The 21,499-nt window shown below is 65.4% G+C and carries 22 protein-coding genes; 14 read left to right on the top strand and 8 right to left on the bottom strand.

Annotation, left to right across the window (positions count from 1 at the left end; genetic code table 11):
- The first annotated feature begins 37 nt into the window (after positions 1-37).
- The 4 genes from IVB23_RS17165 (at position 38) to IVB23_RS17150 (ending at position 3,281) form a co-directional block, all read left to right on the top strand.
- A complete protein-coding gene (locus tag IVB23_RS17165; RefSeq protein ID WP_247804411.1) occupies positions 38-1,078 on the top strand; it encodes a GTP-binding protein in 1,041 nt (346 codons plus the stop codon).
- On the top strand, positions 1,078-2,097 hold the full coding sequence (locus IVB23_RS17160; protein WP_247804410.1) for a WD40 repeat domain-containing protein: 1,020 nt from the start codon (positions 1,078-1,080) through the stop codon (positions 2,095-2,097). Before IVB23_RS17165 ends, IVB23_RS17160 begins: the two co-directional genes overlap by 1 nt.
- A 30-nt stretch (positions 2,098-2,127) precedes the next feature.
- Positions 2,128-2,844 carry an MgtC/SapB family protein gene (locus IVB23_RS17155; RefSeq protein WP_061879219.1) on the top strand — a complete coding sequence of 239 codons (717 nt, stop codon included), beginning with the start codon at positions 2,128-2,130 and terminating at the stop codon, positions 2,842-2,844.
- A gap of 104 nt (positions 2,845-2,948) precedes the next feature.
- Positions 2,949-3,281 (top strand): hypothetical protein, encoded by a 333-nt coding sequence (locus IVB23_RS17150; RefSeq protein WP_247804921.1) that lies wholly within the window; start codon positions 2,949-2,951, stop codon positions 3,279-3,281.
- A gap of 166 nt (positions 3,282-3,447) precedes the next feature.
- Here the strand turns inward: IVB23_RS17150 and IVB23_RS17145 are convergent, their stop codons facing one another.
- The 5 genes from IVB23_RS17145 to IVB23_RS17125 form a co-directional block, all read right to left on the bottom strand.
- Complete coding sequence (locus IVB23_RS17145; protein WP_247804409.1) at positions 3,448-4,890, bottom strand: homospermidine synthase; 1,443 nt, start codon at positions 4,888-4,890, stop codon at positions 3,448-3,450.
- A gap of 83 nt (positions 4,891-4,973) precedes the next feature.
- Positions 4,974-5,363: a RidA family protein gene (locus IVB23_RS17140; RefSeq protein ID WP_247804408.1), complete on the bottom strand. Its 390-nt coding sequence runs from the start codon at positions 5,361-5,363 to the stop codon at positions 4,974-4,976.
- 142 nt (positions 5,364-5,505) lie between these two features.
- Positions 5,506-6,093: an N-acetyltransferase gene (locus IVB23_RS17135; RefSeq protein WP_247804407.1), complete on the bottom strand. Its 588-nt coding sequence runs from the start codon at positions 6,091-6,093 to the stop codon at positions 5,506-5,508.
- 132 nt (positions 6,094-6,225) lie between these two features.
- The gene (locus IVB23_RS17130; protein WP_061879223.1) at positions 6,226-7,368 is read right to left on the bottom strand and encodes a type III PLP-dependent enzyme; all 1,143 of its coding nucleotides are present in this window, start codon (positions 7,366-7,368) and stop codon (positions 6,226-6,228) included.
- Between the two features lie 683 nt (positions 7,369-8,051).
- Positions 8,052-8,306, bottom strand: coding sequence for a hypothetical protein (locus tag IVB23_RS17125; protein WP_028179193.1), 255 nt, complete (start codon positions 8,304-8,306; stop codon positions 8,052-8,054).
- Positions 8,307-8,442: 136 nt separating this feature from the next.
- On the opposite strand from IVB23_RS17125, the gene IVB23_RS17120 reads away from it, so the two are divergent.
- From IVB23_RS17120 to IVB23_RS17105, 4 genes are all read left to right on the top strand, one after another.
- Complete coding sequence (locus IVB23_RS17120; protein ID WP_197966038.1) at positions 8,443-10,524, top strand: M3 family metallopeptidase; 2,082 nt, start codon at positions 8,443-8,445, stop codon at positions 10,522-10,524.
- Positions 10,524-11,162 carry a DUF1007 family protein gene (locus tag IVB23_RS17115; protein ID WP_247804406.1) on the top strand — a complete coding sequence of 213 codons (639 nt, stop codon included), beginning with the start codon at positions 10,524-10,526 and terminating at the stop codon, positions 11,160-11,162. Before IVB23_RS17120 ends, IVB23_RS17115 begins: the two co-directional genes overlap by 1 nt.
- A complete protein-coding gene (locus IVB23_RS17110; RefSeq protein WP_247804405.1) occupies positions 11,159-12,283 on the top strand; it encodes a nickel/cobalt transporter in 1,125 nt (374 codons plus the stop codon). Before IVB23_RS17115 ends, IVB23_RS17110 begins: the two co-directional genes overlap by 4 nt.
- A 234-nt stretch (positions 12,284-12,517) precedes the next feature.
- Entirely contained in the window at positions 12,518-12,955 is a 438-nt protein-coding gene (locus IVB23_RS17105) for a thioesterase family protein (protein ID WP_247804404.1), read from the top strand.
- A 7-nt stretch (positions 12,956-12,962) separates the two neighbouring features.
- On the opposite strand, the gene IVB23_RS17100 is transcribed toward IVB23_RS17105, so the two are convergent.
- Positions 12,963-13,361 (bottom strand): MAPEG family protein, encoded by a 399-nt coding sequence (locus IVB23_RS17100; protein ID WP_194391378.1) that lies wholly within the window; start codon positions 13,359-13,361, stop codon positions 12,963-12,965.
- Positions 13,362-13,444: 83 nt separating this feature from the next.
- Here IVB23_RS17100 and hemH point away from each other — a divergent pair, with 83 nt between their 5' ends.
- The 4 genes from hemH (at position 13,445) to IVB23_RS17080 (ending at position 17,157) form a co-directional block, all read left to right on the top strand.
- Complete coding sequence (hemH, locus tag IVB23_RS17095; protein WP_247804403.1) at positions 13,445-14,482, top strand: ferrochelatase; 1,038 nt, start codon at positions 13,445-13,447, stop codon at positions 14,480-14,482.
- A 10-nt stretch (positions 14,483-14,492) separates the two neighbouring features.
- A complete protein-coding gene (locus tag IVB23_RS17090) occupies positions 14,493-15,470 on the top strand; it encodes an ABC transporter substrate-binding protein (protein ID WP_247804402.1) in 978 nt (325 codons plus the stop codon).
- Between the two features lie 228 nt (positions 15,471-15,698).
- Positions 15,699-16,688, top strand: a complete 990-nt coding sequence (locus tag IVB23_RS17085; protein WP_124163255.1) for an SPFH domain-containing protein — start codon at positions 15,699-15,701, stop codon at positions 16,686-16,688.
- A 25-nt stretch (positions 16,689-16,713) separates the two neighbouring features.
- Positions 16,714-17,157, top strand: coding sequence for an NfeD family protein (locus tag IVB23_RS17080; RefSeq protein ID WP_247804401.1), 444 nt, complete (start codon positions 16,714-16,716; stop codon positions 17,155-17,157).
- A gap of 90 nt (positions 17,158-17,247) precedes the next feature.
- Here IVB23_RS17080 and IVB23_RS17075 read toward each other — a convergent pair whose 3' ends face one another.
- Positions 17,248-17,637 (bottom strand): winged helix-turn-helix transcriptional regulator, encoded by a 390-nt coding sequence (locus IVB23_RS17075; protein ID WP_247804400.1) that lies wholly within the window; start codon positions 17,635-17,637, stop codon positions 17,248-17,250.
- An 83-nt stretch (positions 17,638-17,720) separates the two neighbouring features.
- On the opposite strand from IVB23_RS17075, the gene IVB23_RS17070 reads away from it, so the two are divergent.
- Complete coding sequence (locus IVB23_RS17070) at positions 17,721-18,278, top strand: carboxymuconolactone decarboxylase family protein (RefSeq protein WP_247804920.1); 558 nt, start codon at positions 17,721-17,723, stop codon at positions 18,276-18,278.
- Between the two features lie 128 nt (positions 18,279-18,406).
- Here IVB23_RS17070 and IVB23_RS17065 read toward each other — a convergent pair whose 3' ends face one another.
- Positions 18,407-19,414, bottom strand: a complete 1,008-nt coding sequence (locus tag IVB23_RS17065; RefSeq protein ID WP_247804399.1) for a KpsF/GutQ family sugar-phosphate isomerase — start codon at positions 19,412-19,414, stop codon at positions 18,407-18,409.
- A gap of 191 nt (positions 19,415-19,605) precedes the next feature.
- On the opposite strand from IVB23_RS17065, the gene IVB23_RS17060 reads away from it, so the two are divergent.
- Complete coding sequence (locus tag IVB23_RS17060) at positions 19,606-21,348, top strand: outer membrane beta-barrel protein (RefSeq protein WP_247804398.1); 1,743 nt, start codon at positions 19,606-19,608, stop codon at positions 21,346-21,348.
- Positions 21,349-21,499: the final 151 nt, after the last annotated feature.

Raw genomic sequence — 21,499 nt, 5'->3', positions numbered from 1 at the left:
CTCGCGTCGCGCGACAAGCCCGAAGTCCGGAGTTGTTATGTCTGAAGCGACCGCCCAAAAGATTCCCGTGACTGTCCTGACCGGCTATCTCGGGGCCGGCAAGACCACGCTCCTGAACCGTATCCTGTCCGAAAACCACGGCAAGAAGTACGCCGTCATCGTCAACGAATTCGGCGAGATCGGCATCGACAACGACCTCATCATCGGCGCCGATGAGGAAGTGTTCGAGATGAACAATGGTTGCATCTGCTGCACCGTGCGCGGCGACCTCGTCCGCATCATGGACGGACTGATGAAGCGCAAGGGCAAGTTCGACGCCATCATCGTCGAGACCACCGGCCTTGCCGATCCCGCGCCAGTCGCGCAGACCTTCTTTGTCGACGAGGACGTGCAGAAGAACGCGCGGCTCGACGCGGTCGTCACGGTCGCCGACGCCAAATGGCTGTCCGACCGGCTCAAGGATGCACCCGAGGCCAAGAACCAGATCGCCTTTGCCGACGTGATCGTCCTGAACAAGACCGACCTCGTCTCCAAGGGCGAGCTCGCCGAGGTCGAGGCCCGCATTCGCGGCATCAACCCCTATGCGAAACTTCACCGCACCGAGCGCTGCTCGGTCGCCCTGGCCGACGTGCTCGACCGCGGCGCGTTCGACCTCGACCGCATCCTCGACATCGAGCCGGACTTCCTGGAGGCCGACGATCACGACCATGATCATCACCATCACGGCCACGACCATCACCACCATGATCACGGTCACGGCCTGAAGCACTATCACGACGAGGAGATGCAGTCGCTCTCGCTCAAGACCGACAAGCCGCTCGATCCGAACGTGTTCATGCCCTGGCTCCAGAACCTGGTGCAGGTCGAGGGCGGCAAGATCCTGCGCTCCAAGGGCATCCTCGCGTTCCACGACGACGACGACCGCTACGTCTTCCAGGGCGTCCACATGATGCTGGAGGGCAACCACCAGCGGAAGTGGAAGGAGGGCGAGCCGCGCGAGAGCCGTCTCGTCTTCATCGGCCGCGAATTGCCGGAAGAGGCCATCCGCAAGGGTTTCGAGAGCTGCATCGTCTCGTGATGAAAGAGTTCACGCCGCCTCCTGATTCCGCCTCGATCGTCTCCGTCACCGACCGCGTCAAGCCTGTTACGCTCGGCATGGCCGTGACCTCGGTGCATTTCCTCGGCCCCCGCGCTGCTTTCGTCGGTGGCGAGGAGAATGTTGCGTTCGTCGATGGCAACGGCGAGATCGACACGGTTGCCGTGCACAGCGGCGGCATTCTCTCGACCGCTTCCGACGGCAAGCGCCTCGTGATGGGCGGCGACGATGGCAAGGTCGTCTCGCTCGATGCCAAGGGCGAAGTGACGTTGCTCGCCACCGACCCGAAGCGGCGCTGGATCGATGCGGTGGCGCTGCACGCCGACGGTGCCTTCGCCTGGTCGGCCGGCAAGACGGCCACCGTCAAGAGCGGCAAGGCCGAGGAGAAGTCGCTCGAAGTGCCCTCGACCGTCGGCGGCCTCGCCTTCGCGCCGAAGGGCCTGCGGCTCGCGATCGCGCATTACAACGGCGTGACGCTGTGGTTTCCGAACATGGCGGGATCAGCCGAATTCCTGCCCTGGGCCGGTTCGCATCATGGCGTCAGCTTCAGCCCGGACAACAAATTCCTGGTCACCGCGATGCACGAGCCGGCGCTGCATGGCTGGCGGCTGGCCGACAACAGGCACATGCGCATGACCGGCTACCCCGGCCGGGTCCGCTCGATGTCCTGGAGCGCGGGCGGCAAGGGGCTGGCGACCTCGGGGGCCGACACCGTCATCGTATGGCCGTTCGGCAGCAAGGACGGCCCGATGGGCAAGGAGCCTGCGATGCTCGCCCCGCTGCAGGCGCGCGTGTCGGTCGTCGCCTGCCATCCGAAGAACGACATCCTCGCCGCCGGCTACAGCGACGGCACCGTGCTGATGGTGCGCCTGGAGGATGGCGCCGAGATCCTGGTCCGCCGCAACGGCACGCCTGCCGTGGCCGCGCTCGCCTGGAACGCCAAGGGGACGCTGCTGGCCTTTGCCGATGAAAATGGGGATGGCGGCCTGCTGGAGCTTTAATCTGTCATCGTTCCGGCCGTATAGGGGGCCATGCGGTTTCTGACGACCTTCCAGCTTGCCGACTTCGGCGACACGCTGATCAGCCTGACCACGGCCTTCGTGCTGGGAACGCTGATCGGCGCCGAGCGGCAGTACCGCCAGCGCACCGCGGGCCTGCGCACCAACGTGTTGGTTGCCGTCGGCGCTGCCGCCTTCGTCGATCTCGCCATGCAGCTGGACGGCGCCGACGGTGCTGTGCGGGTGATCGCCTATGTCGTCTCGGGCATCGGCTTCCTGGGCGCCGGCGTCATCATGAAGCAGGGCATGGACGTGCGCGGGCTCAACACCGCGGCGACGCTATGGGCTTCGGCCGCGGTCGGCTCCTGCGCCGGTGCCGACATGATCGCGCAGGCGGCCGCGTTGACGGTCTTCGTCATCGCCGGCAACACCATGCTGCGCCCGCTGGTCAATGCCATCAACCGCATCCCGCTGAACGAGAAGGCGCTGGAGGCGAGTTACTATTTCAAGCTCGCGGTTGCGGCCGACGCTCTTCCGGATATGCGCGACCGGCTTGTCGAGAAGCTCGAGGCTGCGAAATATTCGGTGGCCGATATCGACGTGGCCGAAATCGGTGAGGACGTTCTCGAGATCGCCGCACGGCTGGTCGCGACCGCGGTCGATCCGAACGAGCTGAACGCGGTGGCGACAGATCTCCAGCATTTGCCGGGCGTGCGCCACGCCACCTGGGAGGTGAGCACGACCGATTGAGCGGCGCGGCGTTTTGGCGCGCAAGGGGCGGGTTCCCGCTTCTTCGGCTCTGGAACCGGCGGGCCTCGGTTTCGTTGATTCCGCGGACAAAGGCGGTGATCGATATGCCCGGCCAGGATGAGAAGCGCAGACTGAAGCTCGATCTGACAATTGCCGGCGCGTTGTTCGCAGCAGGCGTCGTGGTGTCAGTGATATCCCTCGCGCAAATCCGCGCCGAAAGCCGGATGGATCTGGCCCAGGCGACGCCACCGCTCCAGGGCACCCCGTCCGACGATCAGAACAAGACGCCCGCGGAGTCCAAGCCCGGCGGTGACCGGCCGACCACGCCGGCCCCCGAGCCCGCGCGACCGGATTCCCAGACGCAGGGTGCTGCCACCAAGCCCGCATTGCCGCAGGCGCCGGCCGAGAAGATCGCGCCGCCGATCGAGAAGAAGTAGTTGGCGGCCGCGCTCCCAGCCACGCACGCGGTGTCATCCCCCGCGAAGGCGGGGGATCCAGTATTCCAGAGACAGCGATGGGATACGGAGAAGCCGCGGCTTACTGGGATGCCCCGGTCAAGCCGGGGCATGACAATCGAGCTTGGGGCGAGAAGCTTTGGCCCCCTCACCGCACCAGAATATTCCGGAACTGCCAGGGATCGCTGGTGTCAATATCCTCCGGAAACAGTCCAGGACGATCCGTCAGCGGCGTCCAGTCGGTGTAGAAACCCCTGACCGGGCCGAGATAGGGCATCTGGATCTCCAGCAGGCGATCGAAATCCATCTCGTCGGCTTCGACGATGCCTTCGTTTGGGTTCTCCAGCGCCCACACCATGCCGCCGAGCACGGCGGAGGTCACCTGCAGGCCGGTGGCGTTCTGATAGGGCGCGAGCTTGCGGGTCTCTTCGATGGAGAGCTGCGAGCCGAACCAGTAGGCGTTCTTGTCGTGGCCGAACAGCAGCACGCCGAGCTCGTCGATGCCGTCGACGATCTCGTTCTCGTCGAGGATGTGGTGCTTCTCCTGCATCCTCCCGGCGCGGCCGAACATTTCATGCAGCGACAGCACGGCATCGTCAGCCGGATGGTAGGCGTAGTGGCAGGTCGGCCGATAGACCGCCGTGCCCGATGCGTCACGCACGGTGAAGTAGTCGGCGATCGAGATCGACTCGTTGTGAGTGACGAGGAAGCCATATTGCGCGCCGCGGGTCGGGCACCAGGTGCGCACGCGCGTATTTGCGCCGGGCTGCATCAGATAGATGGCGGCGCCGCAGCCGGCTTCGTGGGTCCGTGCATTCTCGGGCATCCATTTTTCATGGGTGCCCCAACCGAGCTCGGACGGCTGCACGCCTTCCGACAGGAAACCTTCCACCGACCAGGTGTTGACGAAGACATCAGGCTCTTTCGGCGACTTGGAGCGCTGGGTGTCGCGTTCGGCAATATGGATGCCCTTGATACCGGCCTGCCGCATCAGATCCGCCCATTCTCCCTTGGTCTTTGGCCGGGGGGCATTGAGCTTCAGGTCGGCGGCAACATTGAGCAGCGCCTGCTTGACGAAGAATGAGACCATGCCGGGATTGGCGCCGCAGCAGGAGACGGCCGTCGTCGAGCCCTCCGGGCGCGCCTTCTTGGCGGCCAGCGTCACTTCGCGAAGGGCGTAGTTGGAGCGCGCTTCCGGGCCCTTCGACGCATCGAAATAGAAGCCGAGCCAAGGCTCGTTGACGGTGTCGATATAGAGAGCGCCGAGTTCGTTGCAGAGCTCCATGATGTCGGTCGAGCCGGTATCGACCGAGAGATTGACGCAAAAGCCCTGGCCGCCGCCTTCCGTGAGCAGCGGGGTCAGCACCTCGCGATAATTGTCCTTGGTCAGGCCCTTCTGGATGAACCTGACATTGTGCTTCTCGCAAATCGCCTTGCGGCCCTCGTCCTTGGGATCGAGCACGGTGATGCGAGACCTGTCATAGTCGAGGTGCCGCTCGATCAGCGGCAACGTGCCTTTGCCGATGGAGCCGAAGCCGACCATGACGATGGGACCGGTGATCTTCGCGTAGATCTGCGAGGCGGGGCTCATGGGATGGTTTCTCCGGAAAGTGCTGGCAGACAAGGGTGGGGTGGATCAGGCGCTGCGGCGCTTGTCAGATGCTGCGGCGCTTTTTAGACGCCGCGGCGCTTGGCGGTGACTTCGATCTCGACCTTCATCTCGGGCTTGGCGAGGGCGCTGACGACCAGCAAGGTCGCGGCCGGCCTGATCTCGCCGAGAACCTCGCCGCAGACGGCGAAGTGGGCATCGATGGTGCTGGCGTCGGTGACGTAGTAGGTCGCACGAACGATATCGGTCATCTCGAATCCACCCTCCTTCAGGGCGGCTTCGATGGTCTTGAAGCAGTTGCGTGACTGGCTCGTGACATCGGCCGGCATCGTCATCGTCGTGTAGTCATAGCCGGTCGTTCCCGCGACGAAGGCAAACTCGCCGTCGATCACGGCGCGGCTGTAGCCGACGGTCTTCTCGAGCGGAGAGCCGGTGGAGATCAGGCGACGGGGCATGGTGATGGGCCTCGACTGAAGGGGTGGTTTTGCGGGGTTAAAGGGCGTTTCTCGCGCCTGCGCAACCCCAAAGGAAGCCGGCGCAGGCGCGTTTGGGCGCTGCCGCTCGGTACGGCGCGCTCTTCGCTATGAAGGCGATCCCTCAGGCCGCGTGCGCCTCAGGTGCGCGAACCGCCCTCCGTTTGGGCAGGGCCGCGCCGGTCGGGACGATCATCCCTTCGGCGCCATCGAGCGCGCCATCGGTGAATTCGACCGCCAGCAGGCGGTCGCGCTCGAACGGGCCGGGCAGCGAGAGCTCGCCGGTCTTCTCCGCCGAGAACCCGAAGCGGGCGTAATAGGGCGCGTCGCCGAGCAGGATCACGGCGGCATGCCCGCGCGCCCGGGCGGCGGCCAGCGCTTGATGCATCAGCGCGGCGCCGATCCCGAGCTCGCGGCAGGCAGGGTCCACCGCCAGCGGTCCGAGGACCAGAGCGGGCCTGCCTCCGGCGCTGACATGCCACAGCCGCACGGTTCCCACGAGCTTGCCCTCGCGCACGGCGGCCAGCGCGAGGCCGGCGGCAGGTGCGCGCCCGTCGCGCAGGCGCTGGCAAGTGCGGCCGTGGCGGGTCTCGCCAAAGCAGGCATCGAGCAGCGCCTCACGCATCGCGACGTCTCCAGCACGTTCCGCACGGATCACGAACGGAGCGGCTTTCGAGGTGAGGGCGATCTGTGTCTTCCGAGGAGCAGTCATGGCACGTCAGTCCCCGCTCGAATCCGTGCGCCAGGGGCACGCGGATTCGCGCGTCGTCAGAATGGCAATGTCAGGAAAGGAGCCGGCGGACCGGCTCCCGGGTTCGTCAGGCCTCTGGAACAGAGAGGCGGATCAGATGTGATACGTCCTCAGCGGCGGGATACCGTTGAACGCCACCGACGAGTAGGTCGACGTATAGGCCCCGGTGCCTTCGATCAGCACCTTGTCGCCGATCTCGAGCGTGACGGGAAGCGGATACGGGTTCTTCTCGTACAGCACGTCGGCGCTGTCGCAGGTCGGACCTGCGAGCACGCACGGCGTCATGTCCGCGCCGTCGTGACGGGTGCGGATGGCGTAGCGGATCGACTCGTCCATGGTCTCGGCGAGACCGCCGAACTTGCCGATGTCGAGATACACCCAGCGGACCTCGTCCTCGTCGCTCTTCTTCGAGATGAGCACGACCTCGGATTCGATGATGCCGGCATTGCCCACCATGCCGCGTCCCGGCTCGATGATGGTCTCCGGGATCTGGTTGCCGAAGTGCTTGCGCAGCGCGCGGAAGATCGAGCGGCCGTAGGTCACCACCGGCGGCACGTCCTTCAGGTACCTGGTCGGGAAGCCGCCGCCCATGTTGACCATGGACAGGTTGATGCCGCGCTCGGCGCAGTCGCGGAACACCTGCGAGGCCATCGCCAGCGCACGGTCCCACGCCTTCACCTTGCGCTGCTGCGAGCCGACATGGAACGAGATGCCGCACGGCTCCAGCCCCTGGCGCTTGGCGAGGTCGAGCACCTCGACAGCCATCTCCGGGTCGCAGCCGAACTTCCGCGACAGCGGCCACTCGGCGCCGGCGCAGTCATAGAGGATGCGGCAGAACACCTTCGCGCCGGGGGCGGCACGGGCGACCTTCTCGACTTCGGCGGCGCAGTCAACGGCGAACAGCCGGATGCCGAGCGCGAAGGCGCGCGCGATGTCGCGCTCCTTCTTGATCGTGTTGCCGAAGGAGATGCGGTCGGGCGTCGCACCTGCGGCCAGCGCCATCTCGATCTCGGCGACGGTCGCGGTGTCGAAGCAGGAGCCCATGGAGGCGAGCAGGGCCAGCACTTCCGGCGCCGGGTTCGCCTTGACGGCGTAGAACACGCGGCTGTCCGGCAGCGCCTTGGCGAAGCTCTGATAATTGTCGCGCACGACTTCGAGGTCGACGACGAGGCACGGCTCGGTGTCGAGGCCATCCTTGCGGCGGTTGCGCAGGAATTCCTGGATACGTTCGGTCATGGCACTCTCCAAACGGCCCAGCGACGGGCCCGTTCAAAACATGACGTCGGATAGGAGTGCTCTGGCCGGATCGCGCGATGGAGGCGCGACGAAGCCACAAGACTCAAACCAGACTGTGCTGCCGTGGATTGGTTGGGAGTGTTCCCGCCCGCACACCTGGCAATGAAGGACAAGCCTTTTCAGTAGCCCGCGCCGGCGTTGGACTGCCGGTAGAGACCAAAAAAGCCCGATCCGTCGTTGCTTTAAGTCGCGTCCCCCGTTGAGAGCGGGGTGCGCCGGTTCGCCTCCGGCTGCCAGTCACGGTTGCAAAGAGTAAAGTCACCTTCGACATGGCACCTCTTTGAGAGAGATGCTGGGCGCTCCGGGTTTGCTCCGTCGTCTGACCTCGTCTTGCGACGTTGGGTCTTTCGACTTCTGCACTTCCGAAGAGCCCCTCGGCTTCTTCACCCCTTGGCGGCTGTCCGGCCTCTTGTCCGGATACCTACCGACTGACACACGACCACAGGCACGTGCGAAATTGGGCAAATCCGCACATAAGCGTTTTGACTCTGCTTCGCAAGAATTTTTTTAGGCTGGCAACCGAATTGCCTAACATCTGCTTGCGCAGTGTTGCGCGAGCGACGCGGAAGATGAACGCGCGTTAAGCTTCTTCGTGCAGCGCGCGTGTCTGTCGCGCGTGAGCGTCAGCCGCGCTTCGTGAACGGCTCGACGCGCTGCGCTCCGCGGATGAACGCGGTCATCACCAGCACGCCGAGTGCGAACAGCACGGCCTGGAGGATGTGGGCGCCCTGGTCGCCGAGCCCGAACAGGATCGCGAGCGCCCAGCCGCCGGCAAAGGCCGCGCCGAACACCTCGGCGCCGATCAGGATGGCGGCGCTGATGACGGTGATGACGCTCGGCCAGGCGATCTGACGGGAAGATGAGGAAGGCGCGTTCATGAGCTCAGGATCCGTAGCTTCGAAGGGGCGCAATCTCCCCGAAAAGGTGGCCGGGAGCAAGGGCAAATGGCCCAAAAAAGCCCCATCGCGTGCTATAGCTGGCCGCAACAATCGAGCCACGAATTCGGGACTTGTGATGTCAGAAACCCGCCAAACTACGGACGCCGAGACCAACCCGCTGCTGAAGGCCTGGACGACGCCGTTTGCGACCCCGCCCTTCGACGAGATCAAGCCGGAGCACTTCCTCCCGGCGTTCGAGCAGGCCTTCGCCGACCACTCCGCCGAGATCGCGGCGATCATCAACGATCCGGCGGTGCCCGACTTCGCCAACACCATCACGGCGCTGGAGCGCTCGGGCAAGCTGCTGAGCAAGGTCGCGGCGGTCTTCTACGACCTCGTCTCGGCGCATTCCAACCCGGCCATCCTGGAGATCGACAAGGAGGTCTCCTTGCGGATGGCGCGGCACTGGAATCCGATCATGATGAACGCCGTGCTGTTCGGCCGCATTGCCCAGCTGCACGAGAACCGCGCCGATCTTGGGCTCACGCCCGAGCAGCTTCGCCTGCTCGAGCGCACCTACACCCGCTTCCACCGCTCCGGCGCCGGTCTCTCGGAGGAGGCCAAGGCGCGGATGGCCGAGATCAACGAGAGGCTGGCCCAGCTCGGCACCGGCTTCAGCCACCATCTGCTCGGGGACGAGCAGGAGTGGTTCATGGAGTTGGCGGAGGCCGACCGCCAGGGCCTGCCGGAGAGCTTTGTCGCCAGCGCCAAGGCTGCGGCAGAAGAGCGCGGCATGGAAGGCAAGGCCATCGTCACGCTGTCGCGCTCCTCGGTCGAGCAGTTCCTGAAGAGCTCGGCGCGGCGTGACCTCCGCGAGAAGGTCTACAAGGCCTTCATCGCGCGCGGCGACAACGGCAACGCCAACGACAACAACGCGACCATCGTCGAGATCCTGAAGCTGCGTGAGGAGAGCGCCAGGCTCCTGGGCTACCCGACCTATGCCGCCTACCGGCTCGAGGACTCCATGGCCAAGACGCCGGATGCGGTGCGGAGCCTGTTGGAGCGGGTGTGGAAGCCGGCGCGGGCCCGCGCGCTCGCGGACCGCGACGAGATGCAGGCGCTGATCACGGAAGAGGGCGGCAATTTCAAGCTCGCGCCCTGGGACTGGCGCTTCTATGCCGAGAAGCTGCGTCTTCAGCGCGCCAATTTCGACGACGCCGCGATCAAGCCTTATCTTGCGCTCGACAACATGATCGCCGCCGCATTCGACTGCGCCACGCGCCTGTTCGGCGTCACTTTCGAGGAACGCAAGGATGTTCCGGTCTGGCACCCGGACGTCCGGGTCTGGGAGATGAAGGGCAGGGACGGCAAGCACAAGGCGTTGTTCTATGGCGACTACTTCGCCCGGCCCTCGAAGCGCTCCGGCGCCTGGATGACCTCGCTGCGCGACCAGCAGAAGCTCGACGGCGATGTCGCGCCGCTCGTTCTCAACATCTGTAATTTTGCCAAGGGCGCCGGCGGCGAGCCTTCGCTGCTGTCGCCCGACGATGCCCGCACCCTGTTCCACGAGTTCGGCCACGGCCTGCACGGCATGCTCTCCAACGTGACCTACCCCTCGCTGTCGGGCACCTCCGTGTTCACCGACTTCGTCGAGCTGCCCTCCCAGCTCTACGAGCACTGGCAGGAGCGGCCCGAGGTGCTGCAGAAGTTCGCCCGCCATTACCAGACCGGCGAGCCGCTGCCGGACGAGCTGCTGCAACGGTTCCTTGCCGCGCGAAAATTCAACCAGGGCTTTGCCACGGTCGAGTTCGTCTCCTCGGCGCTGGTCGACCTCGAATTCCACACCCAGCCGGCCGCCGCCGCGCAGGATGTCCGCGCCTTCGAGCGGCGCGAGCTGGAGAAGATCGGGATGCCCGAGGAGATCGCGCTGCGGCACCGGCCGACGCAGTTCGGCCACATCTTCACCGGCGATCATTATGCCGCGGGCTATTACAGCTACATGTGGTCGGAGGTGATGGACGCCGATGCCTTCGGCGCCTTCGAGGAGGCCGGGGACATCTTTGACCCCGCCGTCGCCAAGCGCCTGCACGACGACATCTATTCGAGCGGCGGATCGGTCGATCCCGAAGCCGCCTACGAGGCCTTCCGCGGCCGCCCGCCCGAGCCCGACGCGTTGCTCCGCCGGCGCGGTCTGCTCGACGACGCCAAGGCGGCCTGATGAGCATGCGCGCCCTGTTCGGATGCCTGCTCGCCGCCGTCCTATCTCTCGCGGCAGGCACGGCGCAGGCGCATCCGCATGTCTGGATCACCGCGACCAGCGAATTGCTCTATGCTGCCGACGGTAGCATCACCGGCGTGCGCCATGCCTGGACCTTCGACGACATGTTCTCGGCCTATGCGGTGCAGGGGCTCGAGAGCAAGACCAAGGGCGCCTATACGCGCGAGGAGCTGACGTCGCTGGCGCAGACCAATGTCGAGTCGCTGAAGGAATACGCCTACTTCACCTTTGCGCGAGCCGACGGCAAGAAGGAGAGATTCCAGGAGCCGGTCGACTACTTCCTCGACTACAAGGACACGGTGCTGACCCTGCACTTCACGCTGCCGCTGAAGAACCCGGTCAAGCCGAGGCAACTGGTGCTCGAAGTATTCGACCGTTCCTTCTTCATCGACTTCCAGATGGCCAAGGACAATCCGGTCAAGCTGGTCGGCGCGCCCGCGGGCTGCCAGATGAAGCTGGAGCGACCGAACGACGGCACCGCGAGCGCGCAGAAGCTGAACGAGCAGACCTTCCTGAACGGCGAGAACTCGAATTTCGGCATGATGTTCGCCAACAAGATCACGGTGGATTGCCCTTGAAGCCGCAACTCTCTCCGCTCGCGCGCGGGCTGCTCGCCTGCACCGCCGTTCTGCTGGTCGTGGGCATGGCCGATGCCGCGCTCCATGATCTGCTCGCGCAAAATCCGTTCGGCGCGCCACGGCCGGCGCAGGCGGCCGAGCCTGAAGCCGGCGGCGTCATCGGCTGGCTGCTGGCAAAGCAGTCGGAATTCTATCGGCAGATGTCGGCGACCATCCGGGCCGCGAAATCGGACGGATCGGCGGTATGGACGCTGCTGTTCATCTCGTTTGCCTATGGCATCTTTCACGCCGCCGGTCCCGGCCACGGCAAGGCGGTGATCGCCTCCTACCTGGTCGCCAACCGCGAGACCGCGCGGCGCGGCATTGCGCTGTCCTTTGCCTCCGCCCTGATGCAGTCGCTGGTGGCGATCCTCATCGTCGGCATTTCGGCCTGGATCCTGAATGCGACCGCAAAGACCATGTGCAAGGCGGAAGGGGTGATCGAGATCGCGAGCTACGCCCTGATCGCGCTGTTCGGCCTGCGCCTGGTGTGGGTCAAGGGCGGCACTTTCATCCGCGCGCTTCAGGCCGCCCAGCCGGTGCCGGCGATTGCGGGCGTGCCGCACCATCATGATCACGATCATCACCATCATCGTGAGGCCCATGCTCATAATGACCACGATCACGGGCATGATCACCACCATGACCACAGCCACGCTCACCATGACTACGGCCATGGTCACGTCCACGACGAGCATTGCGGCCACTCCCACGGCCCCACCCCCGGCGAGCTCGCCGGCCCCGGCGGCTGGCGGCGCGGGTTCGCTGCGATCCTGACCGTCGGCATCCGCCCGTGCTCGGGTGCGATCCTGGTCCTGGTGTTCGCACTGGCCCAGGGCCTGTTCTGGGCCGGCGTCGCCGCAACCTTCCTGATGGGTCTCGGCACCGCGATCACGGTCGCGGCCATCGCGATCGTCGCCGTCTCCGCGAAGGATATCGCCGCCCGCCTCAGCGCCGGGCGCGACGGCGGCGGTGCGCTCTTCATGCGCGGCATCGAATTCGGCGCCGCCGGCCTCGTGCTGCTGTTCGGTGTCGGCCTGCTGTTCGGCTACATCGCCGCCGAACGGACGACGTGTTTTTGAGGACGCGCCTGCGGTTCGCGGCGCTAGCTGGACACGACAGTCTACACCTTGCTCCGTCATTGCGAGCGTAGCGAAGCAATCCAGAGTGTCTCTGCAGCGGCAGTCTGGATTGCTTCGTCGCAAGGGCTCCTCGCAATGACGAGGATGGACCATCCTGGCCATGGCACCTTTGCGAACTCCCTCCGGTCCGCTATTCACATCATCAAACCAAACAAGAACGTCTCGGGGGATACCATGTCGCGCGAAGATTTCTGGTTCTTCCACCCATTCCGGGTGCGCTATTCCGAGATCGACGGCCAGGGTGTCGTCTTCAACGCGCATTACCTGACCTATTTCGACACCACCATTACCGAATATTTCCGCGCGCTGGGCTATGACCAATATGCGGATGCTCAGGCGAGCGGCATCGATTTTCACGTCGTCAAATCGCTGATCGAGTACAAGGCGCCGGTCCGCTTCGACTGGGAGCTCGACGTCGGCGCGCGCGTGGCGCGGATCGGCAATTCGAGCCTCGTCTTCGAACTCGCCATCTTCCGCAAGATCGGCGCCGACGCGCTGGTGACCGGCGAGATCGTCTGGGTCTACACGGACCAAAACACCCATCGTCCGGTCACGATCCCGGCATCGATGCGGGCGCTGATCGGGACGCGCGAGCGTCATTTGGCGGTGTGACGCCGCCTCACACCGGCAGGAACCGCTTCAAGGCCGGCATGAAGAAGATCCCGAGGTTGATCGCAAAGCCGATGCTCCAGAGGATCGAGCGCAGGGTCGGGCGGTTGCCGAGATAGGTCAGCACATAGGCGAGGCGCACGATCAGGAACAGCGCCGCGAGCTCGTCGATCAGGCGCTGCGGCGAGTCCCGGTATTCGGCAAGCAGCACCGCGAAGGCGAAGAACGGAAAGGTCTCGATGCCGTTCTGATGCGCCCCGAGTGCGCGCTGCGAGAGGGCGTCCTCATAAAAGGCGGGATCGCGCGGCCGGGAATTGTCGAAGCGGCGAAACCTGATCCATTTGACCGAGGCAATCGTTGCCAGATACAGCAGCAGCGCTCCGAACACGCACCATTCCGCGAGCGTCATCTTGCCTCCCCCCGCTTGGGTGCGACCCTAGCGAACCCCGGCTCATCTTGACAAGTTCGGACCAACGCGCGACCCACAGAGCCATGACCAGTGTCGTCCCCATCGAGACCACGAGACCGGCCACCCGATCCACCTTGCCGCGCGTTGGCGTGCTCCTGGTCAATCTCGGAACGCCTGACACCGCCGATGCACCGGGCGTACGGGTCTACCTCAAGGAGTTCCTCAGTGACGCCCGCGTCATCGAGGACCAGGGCCTGATCTGGAAGCTGGTGCTGAACGGGATCATCCTGCGCAGCCGTCCCCGCACCAAGGCGTTGGACTACCAGAAGATCTGGAACACCGAGCGGAACGAGTCGCCGCTGAAAACCATCACGCGCTCGCAAAGCGACAAGCTCGCAGCAGCCTTGTCGGACCGCGGCCACGTCGTTGTCGACTGGGCGATGCGCTACGGCAATCCCTCGATCAAATCGGGCATCGACGCGCTGATCGCGAAGGGGTGCGAGCGCATTCTCGCCGTGCCGCTCTATCCGCAATATTCCGCCTCGACCTCGGCGACCGTCTGCGACGAAGTCTTCCGCGTGCTGGCCCGCTTGCGCAACCAGCCGACGCTGCGGGTGACGCCGCCCTATTATGACGACGCCGCCTATATCGAGGCGCTAGCGACCTCGATCGAGGCGCACCTGGCGACGCTGTCCTTCAAGCCGGAGCTGATCGTGGCGTCCTTCCACGGCATGCCGAAATCCTATGTCGAGAAGGGCGATCCCTACCAGCAGCACTGCATTGCCACGACAGAGGCGCTGCGCCGCCGGCTCGGCATGGACGACACGAAGCTGCTGCTGACCTTCCAGTCGCGCTTCGGCAATGACGAGTGGCTCCAGCCCTACACCGACAAGACCATGGAGCGTCTCGCCAAGGAAGGCGTGCGCCGCATCGCGGTGGTGACGCCGGGATTTTCCGCGGACTGCCTGGAGACGCTGGAGGAGATCGCGCAGGAGAACGCCGAGATCTTCAAGCACAATGGCGGCGAGCAGTTTTCCGCGATCCCGTGCCTCAACGATAGCGAACCTGGCATGGACGTGATCCGCACCCTGGTGCTGCGTGAGCTACAGGGCTGGATCTGATGGGCGCCCCATGAACCGCCGTGAGTTCCTGGCGCTTCTCGGGATGATCGTGGCGCTGCCGGCCCCGGCACTGGCGCAGCCGCCGAACGCGGCGCGGCGGCTCGGCGTGCTCTCGGTCACGGCCGCCGATGACGCGATCGGGCGGGCGCGCAGCACGATCCTGGTCGAGGCGCTCGCCGGCCTTGGCTGGAAGGAGCGCGACAACCTCAAGATCGACCGGCGCAGCGGCGGCGGCGACCGCGCGCGCATCGCGCAGCTTGCGGACGAGCTGATCGCGCTCAAGCCCGACATCCTGCTCGCGATTGGCACGCCCTCGGTGGAGGAGCTGCGCCGGCGCACAACGACGATCCCGATCGTGTTCGCCGTCGTCACCGATCCCGTCAGCCAGGGCTTTGTCGAAAATCTCGCCCATCCCGGCGGCAACATCACCGGCTTCACCGATTATGACGGTCCGCTCGCCGGCAAATGGCTGGAGATGCTGACCCAGGTCACGCCACCCGTCCGCCGCGTGCTCGTCGTCTACAATCCCGCCACCGCGCCGTTCGCGCCCCTGATGCTCCGCACCATCGAGGATGCCGCACGGACGTTGCACGTGACGGTCGAGCCCGCGCCGGTCCATGACGCCGCCTCGATCGAGGCGCTGGCTTCGCGGAAGGACGGCGCCATCCTGGTCCTGCCGGATTTCTTCACCATGGCCAACCGCGCGCAGCTGCTCTCGGTGATCGCACAGGCGCGCGTGCCTGCGGTATTCTGGAGCCGGACCTTCGTCGGCGAGGGCGGGCTGATGTCCTACAGCACCGACAGCGCCGAGCAGCTCCGGCGTGCGGCGGACTACATCGACCGCATCTTCAGGGGTGCGCAGGCGGCCGACCTCCCGGTCCAGAACCCCACCAAGTTCGAACTGGCGATCAACCTAAAGACGGCCAAAGAGCTTGGCGTGACGCTTTCCGAAGGCCTCTTGGCAATCGCGAACGACGTCATCGAATGACGCCGCCCGCTGCGGACGGCATGGCCGGATGTGTTGATATGTGTCGGTGGGTGGGCGCCGCTCGCTTTCAAGAGCCTGTCGCAAATACATATCGCGAGCATTCCCTCTCCGCGCCACTTGTGCAGAATCGCACCGATATCGACGTTACGCGCGACCGCTGAACCGGTAGGATCGTGATGCCGACCAATGACAGCGCCGGAAAGGGCTTTTTCCCGGCTTGGAGGAGATATGAGCGGTTTCGACATTTTCGCTATTGTTCTGGTGTTGCTCGTCATCGTCACGCTGGTGGCCGGCGTGAAGACGGTGCCGCAGGGCTATGACTGGACCATCGAGCGGTTCGGCAAATACACGCAGACGTTGAGCCCCGGCCTCAATCTGATCGTGCCCTATTTCGATCGCGTCGGGCGCAAGATCAACATGATGGAGCAGGTGATCGACATTCCCGAGCAGGAGGTGATCACCAAGGACAACGCCACCGTGACGGTGGACGGCGTCGCCTTCTACCAGGTGTTCGATGCCGCAAAGGCGAGCTACGAGGTCGCCAATCTCAACCAGGGGATCACGGTCCTCACCATGACCAACATCCGGTCGGTGATGGGCTCGATGGACCTCGACCAGGTGCTGTCGCATCGCGACGAGATCAACGAGCGCCTCTTGCGCGTCGTCGACGCCGCGGTCTCGCCCTGGGGCGTCAAGGTCAACCGCATCGAGATCAAGGACATCGTGCCTCCTGCTGATCTGGTCGAGGCCATGGGCCGGCAAATGAAGGCCGAGCGGGTCAAGCGCGCCGACATCCTCGCCGCCGAAGGCCAGCGCCAGTCCGAGATCCTGCGCGCCGAGGGCGCCAAGCAGGGCCAGATCCTCCAGGCGGAAGGCCGCAAGGAGGCGGCGTTCCGCGACGCCGAGGCACGCGAGCGTTCGGCGGAGGCCGAGGCGAAGGCCACCCAGATGGTCAGCGAAGCGATTTCCAAGGGCGACGTCGCCGCATTGAACTATTTCATCGCCGACAAATATATCAAGGCGTTCGGGCAGCTGGCGGACTCGCCGAATCAGAAGGTCATCATGCTTCCGGTCGAAGCGATGAGCATGCTGGGCTCGCTCGCCGGCATCGGCGAGATCGCCAAGGCGACGTTCGGCGAAGGCGCGGTGTCCGCGGCCGCCCGCCGTGGCTCGGTGCCGTCGTCTCGTCCGACGCCGCCGACCGTGCCGCCGCAATGACGGCATTACCCACAGAGGCCGTATCATGATCGACATGTTCGTCTCGCTCGGCACCTGGAACTGGCTGATTCTCGGCTTTCTCCTGATGGCGCTGGAGGTGCTGGCGCCGGGCATCTTCCTGTTCTGGCTCGGACTGGCTGCGCTGCTGGTCGGGCTGATCTCGTTCGCGATCGGCATGTCCTGGCAGATCCAGCTCGTGATGTTCGCGATCTTCGCCGCCGCCGCGGTGCCGGTGTGGCGCCGCCTTGCCAGGCCGAAGCCGGACGCGAGCGCGAGCCCCTTCCTCAACAAGCGCAGCGAAGCGCTGCTCGGGCGCGAGTTCACGCTGGAGAAGCCGATCATCGACGGCTCGGGCACCATGCGCATCGGAGACACGGTGTGGCGCGTCGCCGGCCCGGATACGCCGGCGGGCACGCGGGTTAAGGTGGTGCAGGTCGACGGTGCCAATCTGACGGTCGCTGCGGCGTGAGGATTCTTCGCCTCTCCCCGCGCGCGGGGAGAGGCCGGATTGCATCGCAGATGCAATCCGGGTGAGGGGGACTCTCCGCGAGTCCATCTTTCACCGTTTGCGCGGAGGCTCCCCCTCACCCCGACCCTCTCCCCGCAAGCGGGGAGAGGGGGAACAGTTCTTCCACCTCTCCGCAAACCTGTGCAGCGGCATGAATGTCTCGCACAAGTCCCGCCCCAGCAGCGTCAGCCCGTAACCGCCGCCGTCACCCAACTCCACGAACCCAGCCTCGCGCAGCTCCGTCAGCCGCGCTTGCAGCACCGTCGGCGAAGCCTCGTCGCAGGCCTTGCGCAGCGCGCGCGAGCTGAGGGGCTGTTCCCGCAACTCCCACAATATCCGCAAAGTCCAGCGCCGGCCGAGCAGGTCGAGCAGCGCCATGATCGGCCGCCCGGTGCGCGAGCCGCGGACGCTGCGGGTCTTCGAGCCGGCCTGTTTCGCCATCGTCGCCCCTTGCGTCGTGCTACAAATAATGTAGCGTACTGCTACTATAAATGTAGCACAGGAGCCGGCCCATGTCTGCTGCGATGTCCGAAGCCGCACCGCGCATCGCCCCGCTCGCGCCGCCTTATCCCCCGGAGATCCAGGCGCAGTTCGACCGCATCATGCGCGGCGCGCCGCCGCTGATGCTGTTCCGGGTGATCGCGGGTCACGGCCGTGCCTGGGACAAGTTTCGCGCCGGCGGCCTGCTTGATCCCGGTCCGCTGTCCTTGCGCCAACGCGAGATCGTCATCGACCGCACCTGCGCGCTGACCAGGTGCGAATACGAATGGGGCGTGCATGTCGCGATCTTTGCCGGGCCGGCGAAGCTCACCGCCGATGAAGTGCGTGCAACGGTCAAGGGCGATGCGACGTCGTCGTGCTGGTCGCCTGCCGAGCAGGCGCTGATCGTGGCCGTGGACGCGCTACATCACCGCGCGACGTTGAGTGACGCCGAGTTCACCGCGCTGTCGGTGCACTACGACGAGGCGCAGATCCTGGAGATCATGTTGCTCTGCGGCTTTTATCGCACGGTATCGTATCTGGCGAACGGGCTGCGACTGCCCCTGGAGGAGAACGCGGCGCGGTTTCCCGCTGCGCTCTAACCGCCGTCATTGCGAGCCACATCCTCGCTGTCATTCCGGGGCGCGCGAAGCGTGAACCCGGAATCTCGAGATTCCGGGTTCGATGCTTTGCATCGCCCCGGAATGACTCCGTGGAGAGTGCGCGCGCCTTAAGCCACCCCCGCGCGCAGCAGGTCGTGCAGATGCACGATGCCGACCACCTTGCCCGCCTCCGTCACCAGCAGCGTCGTGATCTTGCGGGTGTTCAGCACCTCGATCATCTCGGTCGCGAGCATCGAGGGCGGCACGGATTTGGGCTGCTTCGTCATGATCTCATCGACCGTCACCGTCAAAAGGTCGGGCCGCATGTGGCGGCGCAGATCGCCATCGGTGATGATGCCCACGGCCTCGCCCGCAGCGTTGACGATGCAGACGCAGCCGAGCCCCTTGGCCGACATCTCGACCACAGCCTCCGACATATTGGTGCCTTCGGGCTTGACCGGAATCTCCGCGCCGGTGCGCATGTAGTCGCGAACGAATTTCAGCATCGCGCCCAGCTTGCCGCCGGGGTGGAAATGCGCGAATTCCAGCGCAGTGAAGCCGCGGCCTTCGAGCAGCGCAATCGCGATCGCGTCGCCGATCGCGGCCTGCATCAGCGTCGAGGTGGTCGGCGCCAGATTGTGCGGGCAGGCCTCGCGCGCCTTCGGCAGCTCGATCACGAGATCGGCAGCTTGGCCGAGCGACGACGACGCGTTCGAGGTCACCGCGATCATGGGAATCGCAAAGCGCGCCGAATAGTTCACGAGGTTCTTCATCTCCGGCTGCTCGCCGGACCAGGACAGCGCCATGATGACGTCGTCGGTGGTGATCATGCCGAGGTCGCCATGGCCGGCTTCGGCGGCGTGCACGAAGAAGGCGGGCGTGCCGGTCGAGGCCAGCGTCGCCGCGATCTTGCGGCCCATGTGTCCGGACTTGCCGAGCCCGGTGACGATGACGCGGCCCTTGGCGTTGCGGATCAGGTCGACGACCTTCGCGAAGGTCGCGCCCAGTGGGCCGCGCAGGGCTGCGGCGAGCGCGTTGATGCCGCCGCTCTCGGTTTCCAGCGTGCGGAGCGCGGATTCGACGCTGTCGGGGATGGGGCCGGATGATGCGGTCATCAGCGGTTTCGAACTCGGCATAGTCTGGTCCAGGGAGGAGGGGCGTTCGCCCGTTGGCGCCTGCTTAGCACGCCCCGACAAGCGAGGCGACGACCGCTCCGACACCCTCAACGGGTCATTAACCATAATTGTTTTAACTCCATTAACGATGGTTCCTGCCGGCCGGCCGGGGCGATCGTGGAAGTATTTGATTTCGTTGAGGTTGTTCTATCGTGGGGTCGTCTCCAGGCACTGGCCGGAGCAAACGCGCGCATTTCCTGCGCGCGACTTTGCCATGCCTTGCGCTGACGGCCCTCGGAAGCGCCCCGGCGGCCGCCCAAAGCCTCACGCCCGACCTGTTCAATCCCAACCGCGGCGGCTTTGCCTCGCCCGACACGTTGCCGACGCGCCGTACGGCGGGCGTGCCGCAGGCGCCATCGGATGCATTGCCGACGCTGCCCGATCCCAATGCCGATCCGCGCAAGGCCCGCGAGACGCCGGCGACCTCGCGTATCGGTCAGGTCCCGACCTACGGCCTGCCCGCCGCCGGCGGCGCGAGCAGCTCCGGCTACGATTCGCTGAACCGCAAGCGGCAGCAGCCAAAGCTCTATCCTGGCCAACCGAAGCCGAAGCGCCCTGTCGGTCCAGGCTCACCGGTGCCACCAGCCACGCCGGTCGCGACGTTGGGACCACCGCGTATCGCGCCGCCGCCGTCCGAGACCGCGCACAAGGTCCCGGTGCCGCCGGCGATGGCGGGCAACGTGCCCGGGCAGCCGTTGCGGCGCCGCCTCAGGGCCGATGAGGATCCGTTCGGTGCCGTCGGCGATTATGCCGGCAGTTTCCTGATCAAGGGCGGGCTCGAGCTCTCCGCCGGCTACGACACCAATCCGACGCGCCTCAACAAGCCTGTCGGTTCGCCGGCCTATGTGATCGCGCCCGATCTGCTCGTGGTGTCCGATTGGGAGCGCCATGCGCTGGTCGCCGATCTGCGCGGCTCGTTCTCGGGCTACACCAACGACATGCCGGCGACGATCAACGGCCTCGCCTCGCCGTCGCCGGTCGAGGCCAACCGTCCCGATTTCACCGGCCATGTCGATGGCCGGCTCGATGTCACCCGCGACTTCAAGCTTCTCTCGCAGCTGCGCCTGCGGCTCGCCACCGACAATCCCGGCAGCCCGAACGTGCAGGCCGGCCTGCAGAAATACCCGGTCTATGCCACTTACGGCACCACCATCGGCTTCGACCAGACCTTCAATCGCTTCCAGGTCGCCGCCGGCGCCACGATCGATCGCACGGCCTACACGGATTCGAAACTCACCGATGGCTCGGTCTTCCCCAACACCGACCGCGACTTCAACCAGTATGGCGGCGTCGGGCGCTTCTCCTATGATCTCAAGCCGGGCCTGAAGCCGTTCGTCGAAATCGAGGGCGACACACGCGTCCACGACCAGGCCGCCGACCGCAACGGCTACTTCCGCGACTCGAATGGCGGCTATGCCAAGGTCGGCTCGTCCTTCGAGTTCTCGCGCATCCTCATCGGCGAGATCTCGGTCGGCTATTCCGCGCGCAACTACACCGACCCGCGCCTCAGCCAGCTCGCGGGCTTCCTCACCACGGGCTCCCTGATCTGGAACGCCAGCGGCCTCACCACGGTGAAATTCTTCACCGACACGCAGATCAACGAGACCACGATCCCCGGGTCCTCCGGCGTCCTGGTGCGCACCTACGCCGCCGAAGTCGACCACGACTTCCGCCGCTGGCTCACGGCGGTCGGCAAGTTCACCTACGGCACCTACGACTACCAGGGCCAGAATCGCAACGACAAGACCTACTCGCTCGAAGGCAATTTGATCTACAAGCTCAACCGCAACATCTGGATCAAGGGCACGCTGCGCCACGACATCCTGGATTCGAACCAGGCCGGGTCGAGCTCGCAGGGGACGGTGATGCTGGTCGGAGTGAGGCTGCAGAATTAGGGGCGGATCGCGTTCGAGTGGATGCGGGTTAGTTGATGGCGCTCTCACCATCACTCCGTCGTCATGCCCGCGAAAGCGGGCATCCAGTACGCTGCACCGGATGTGGTGAGTGTGTGCTCTCGAACGCGGGTTTGTGGAATACTGGATCGTC

The sequence above is a fragment of the Bradyrhizobium sp. 191 genome, assembly GCF_023100985.1.
Taxonomy (GTDB): Bacteria; Pseudomonadota; Alphaproteobacteria; order Rhizobiales; family Xanthobacteraceae; genus Bradyrhizobium; species Bradyrhizobium diversitatis.
The sequence above is the reverse complement of the archived record's forward strand: the minus strand, read 5'-3'. Positions and strand labels throughout refer to the sequence as shown.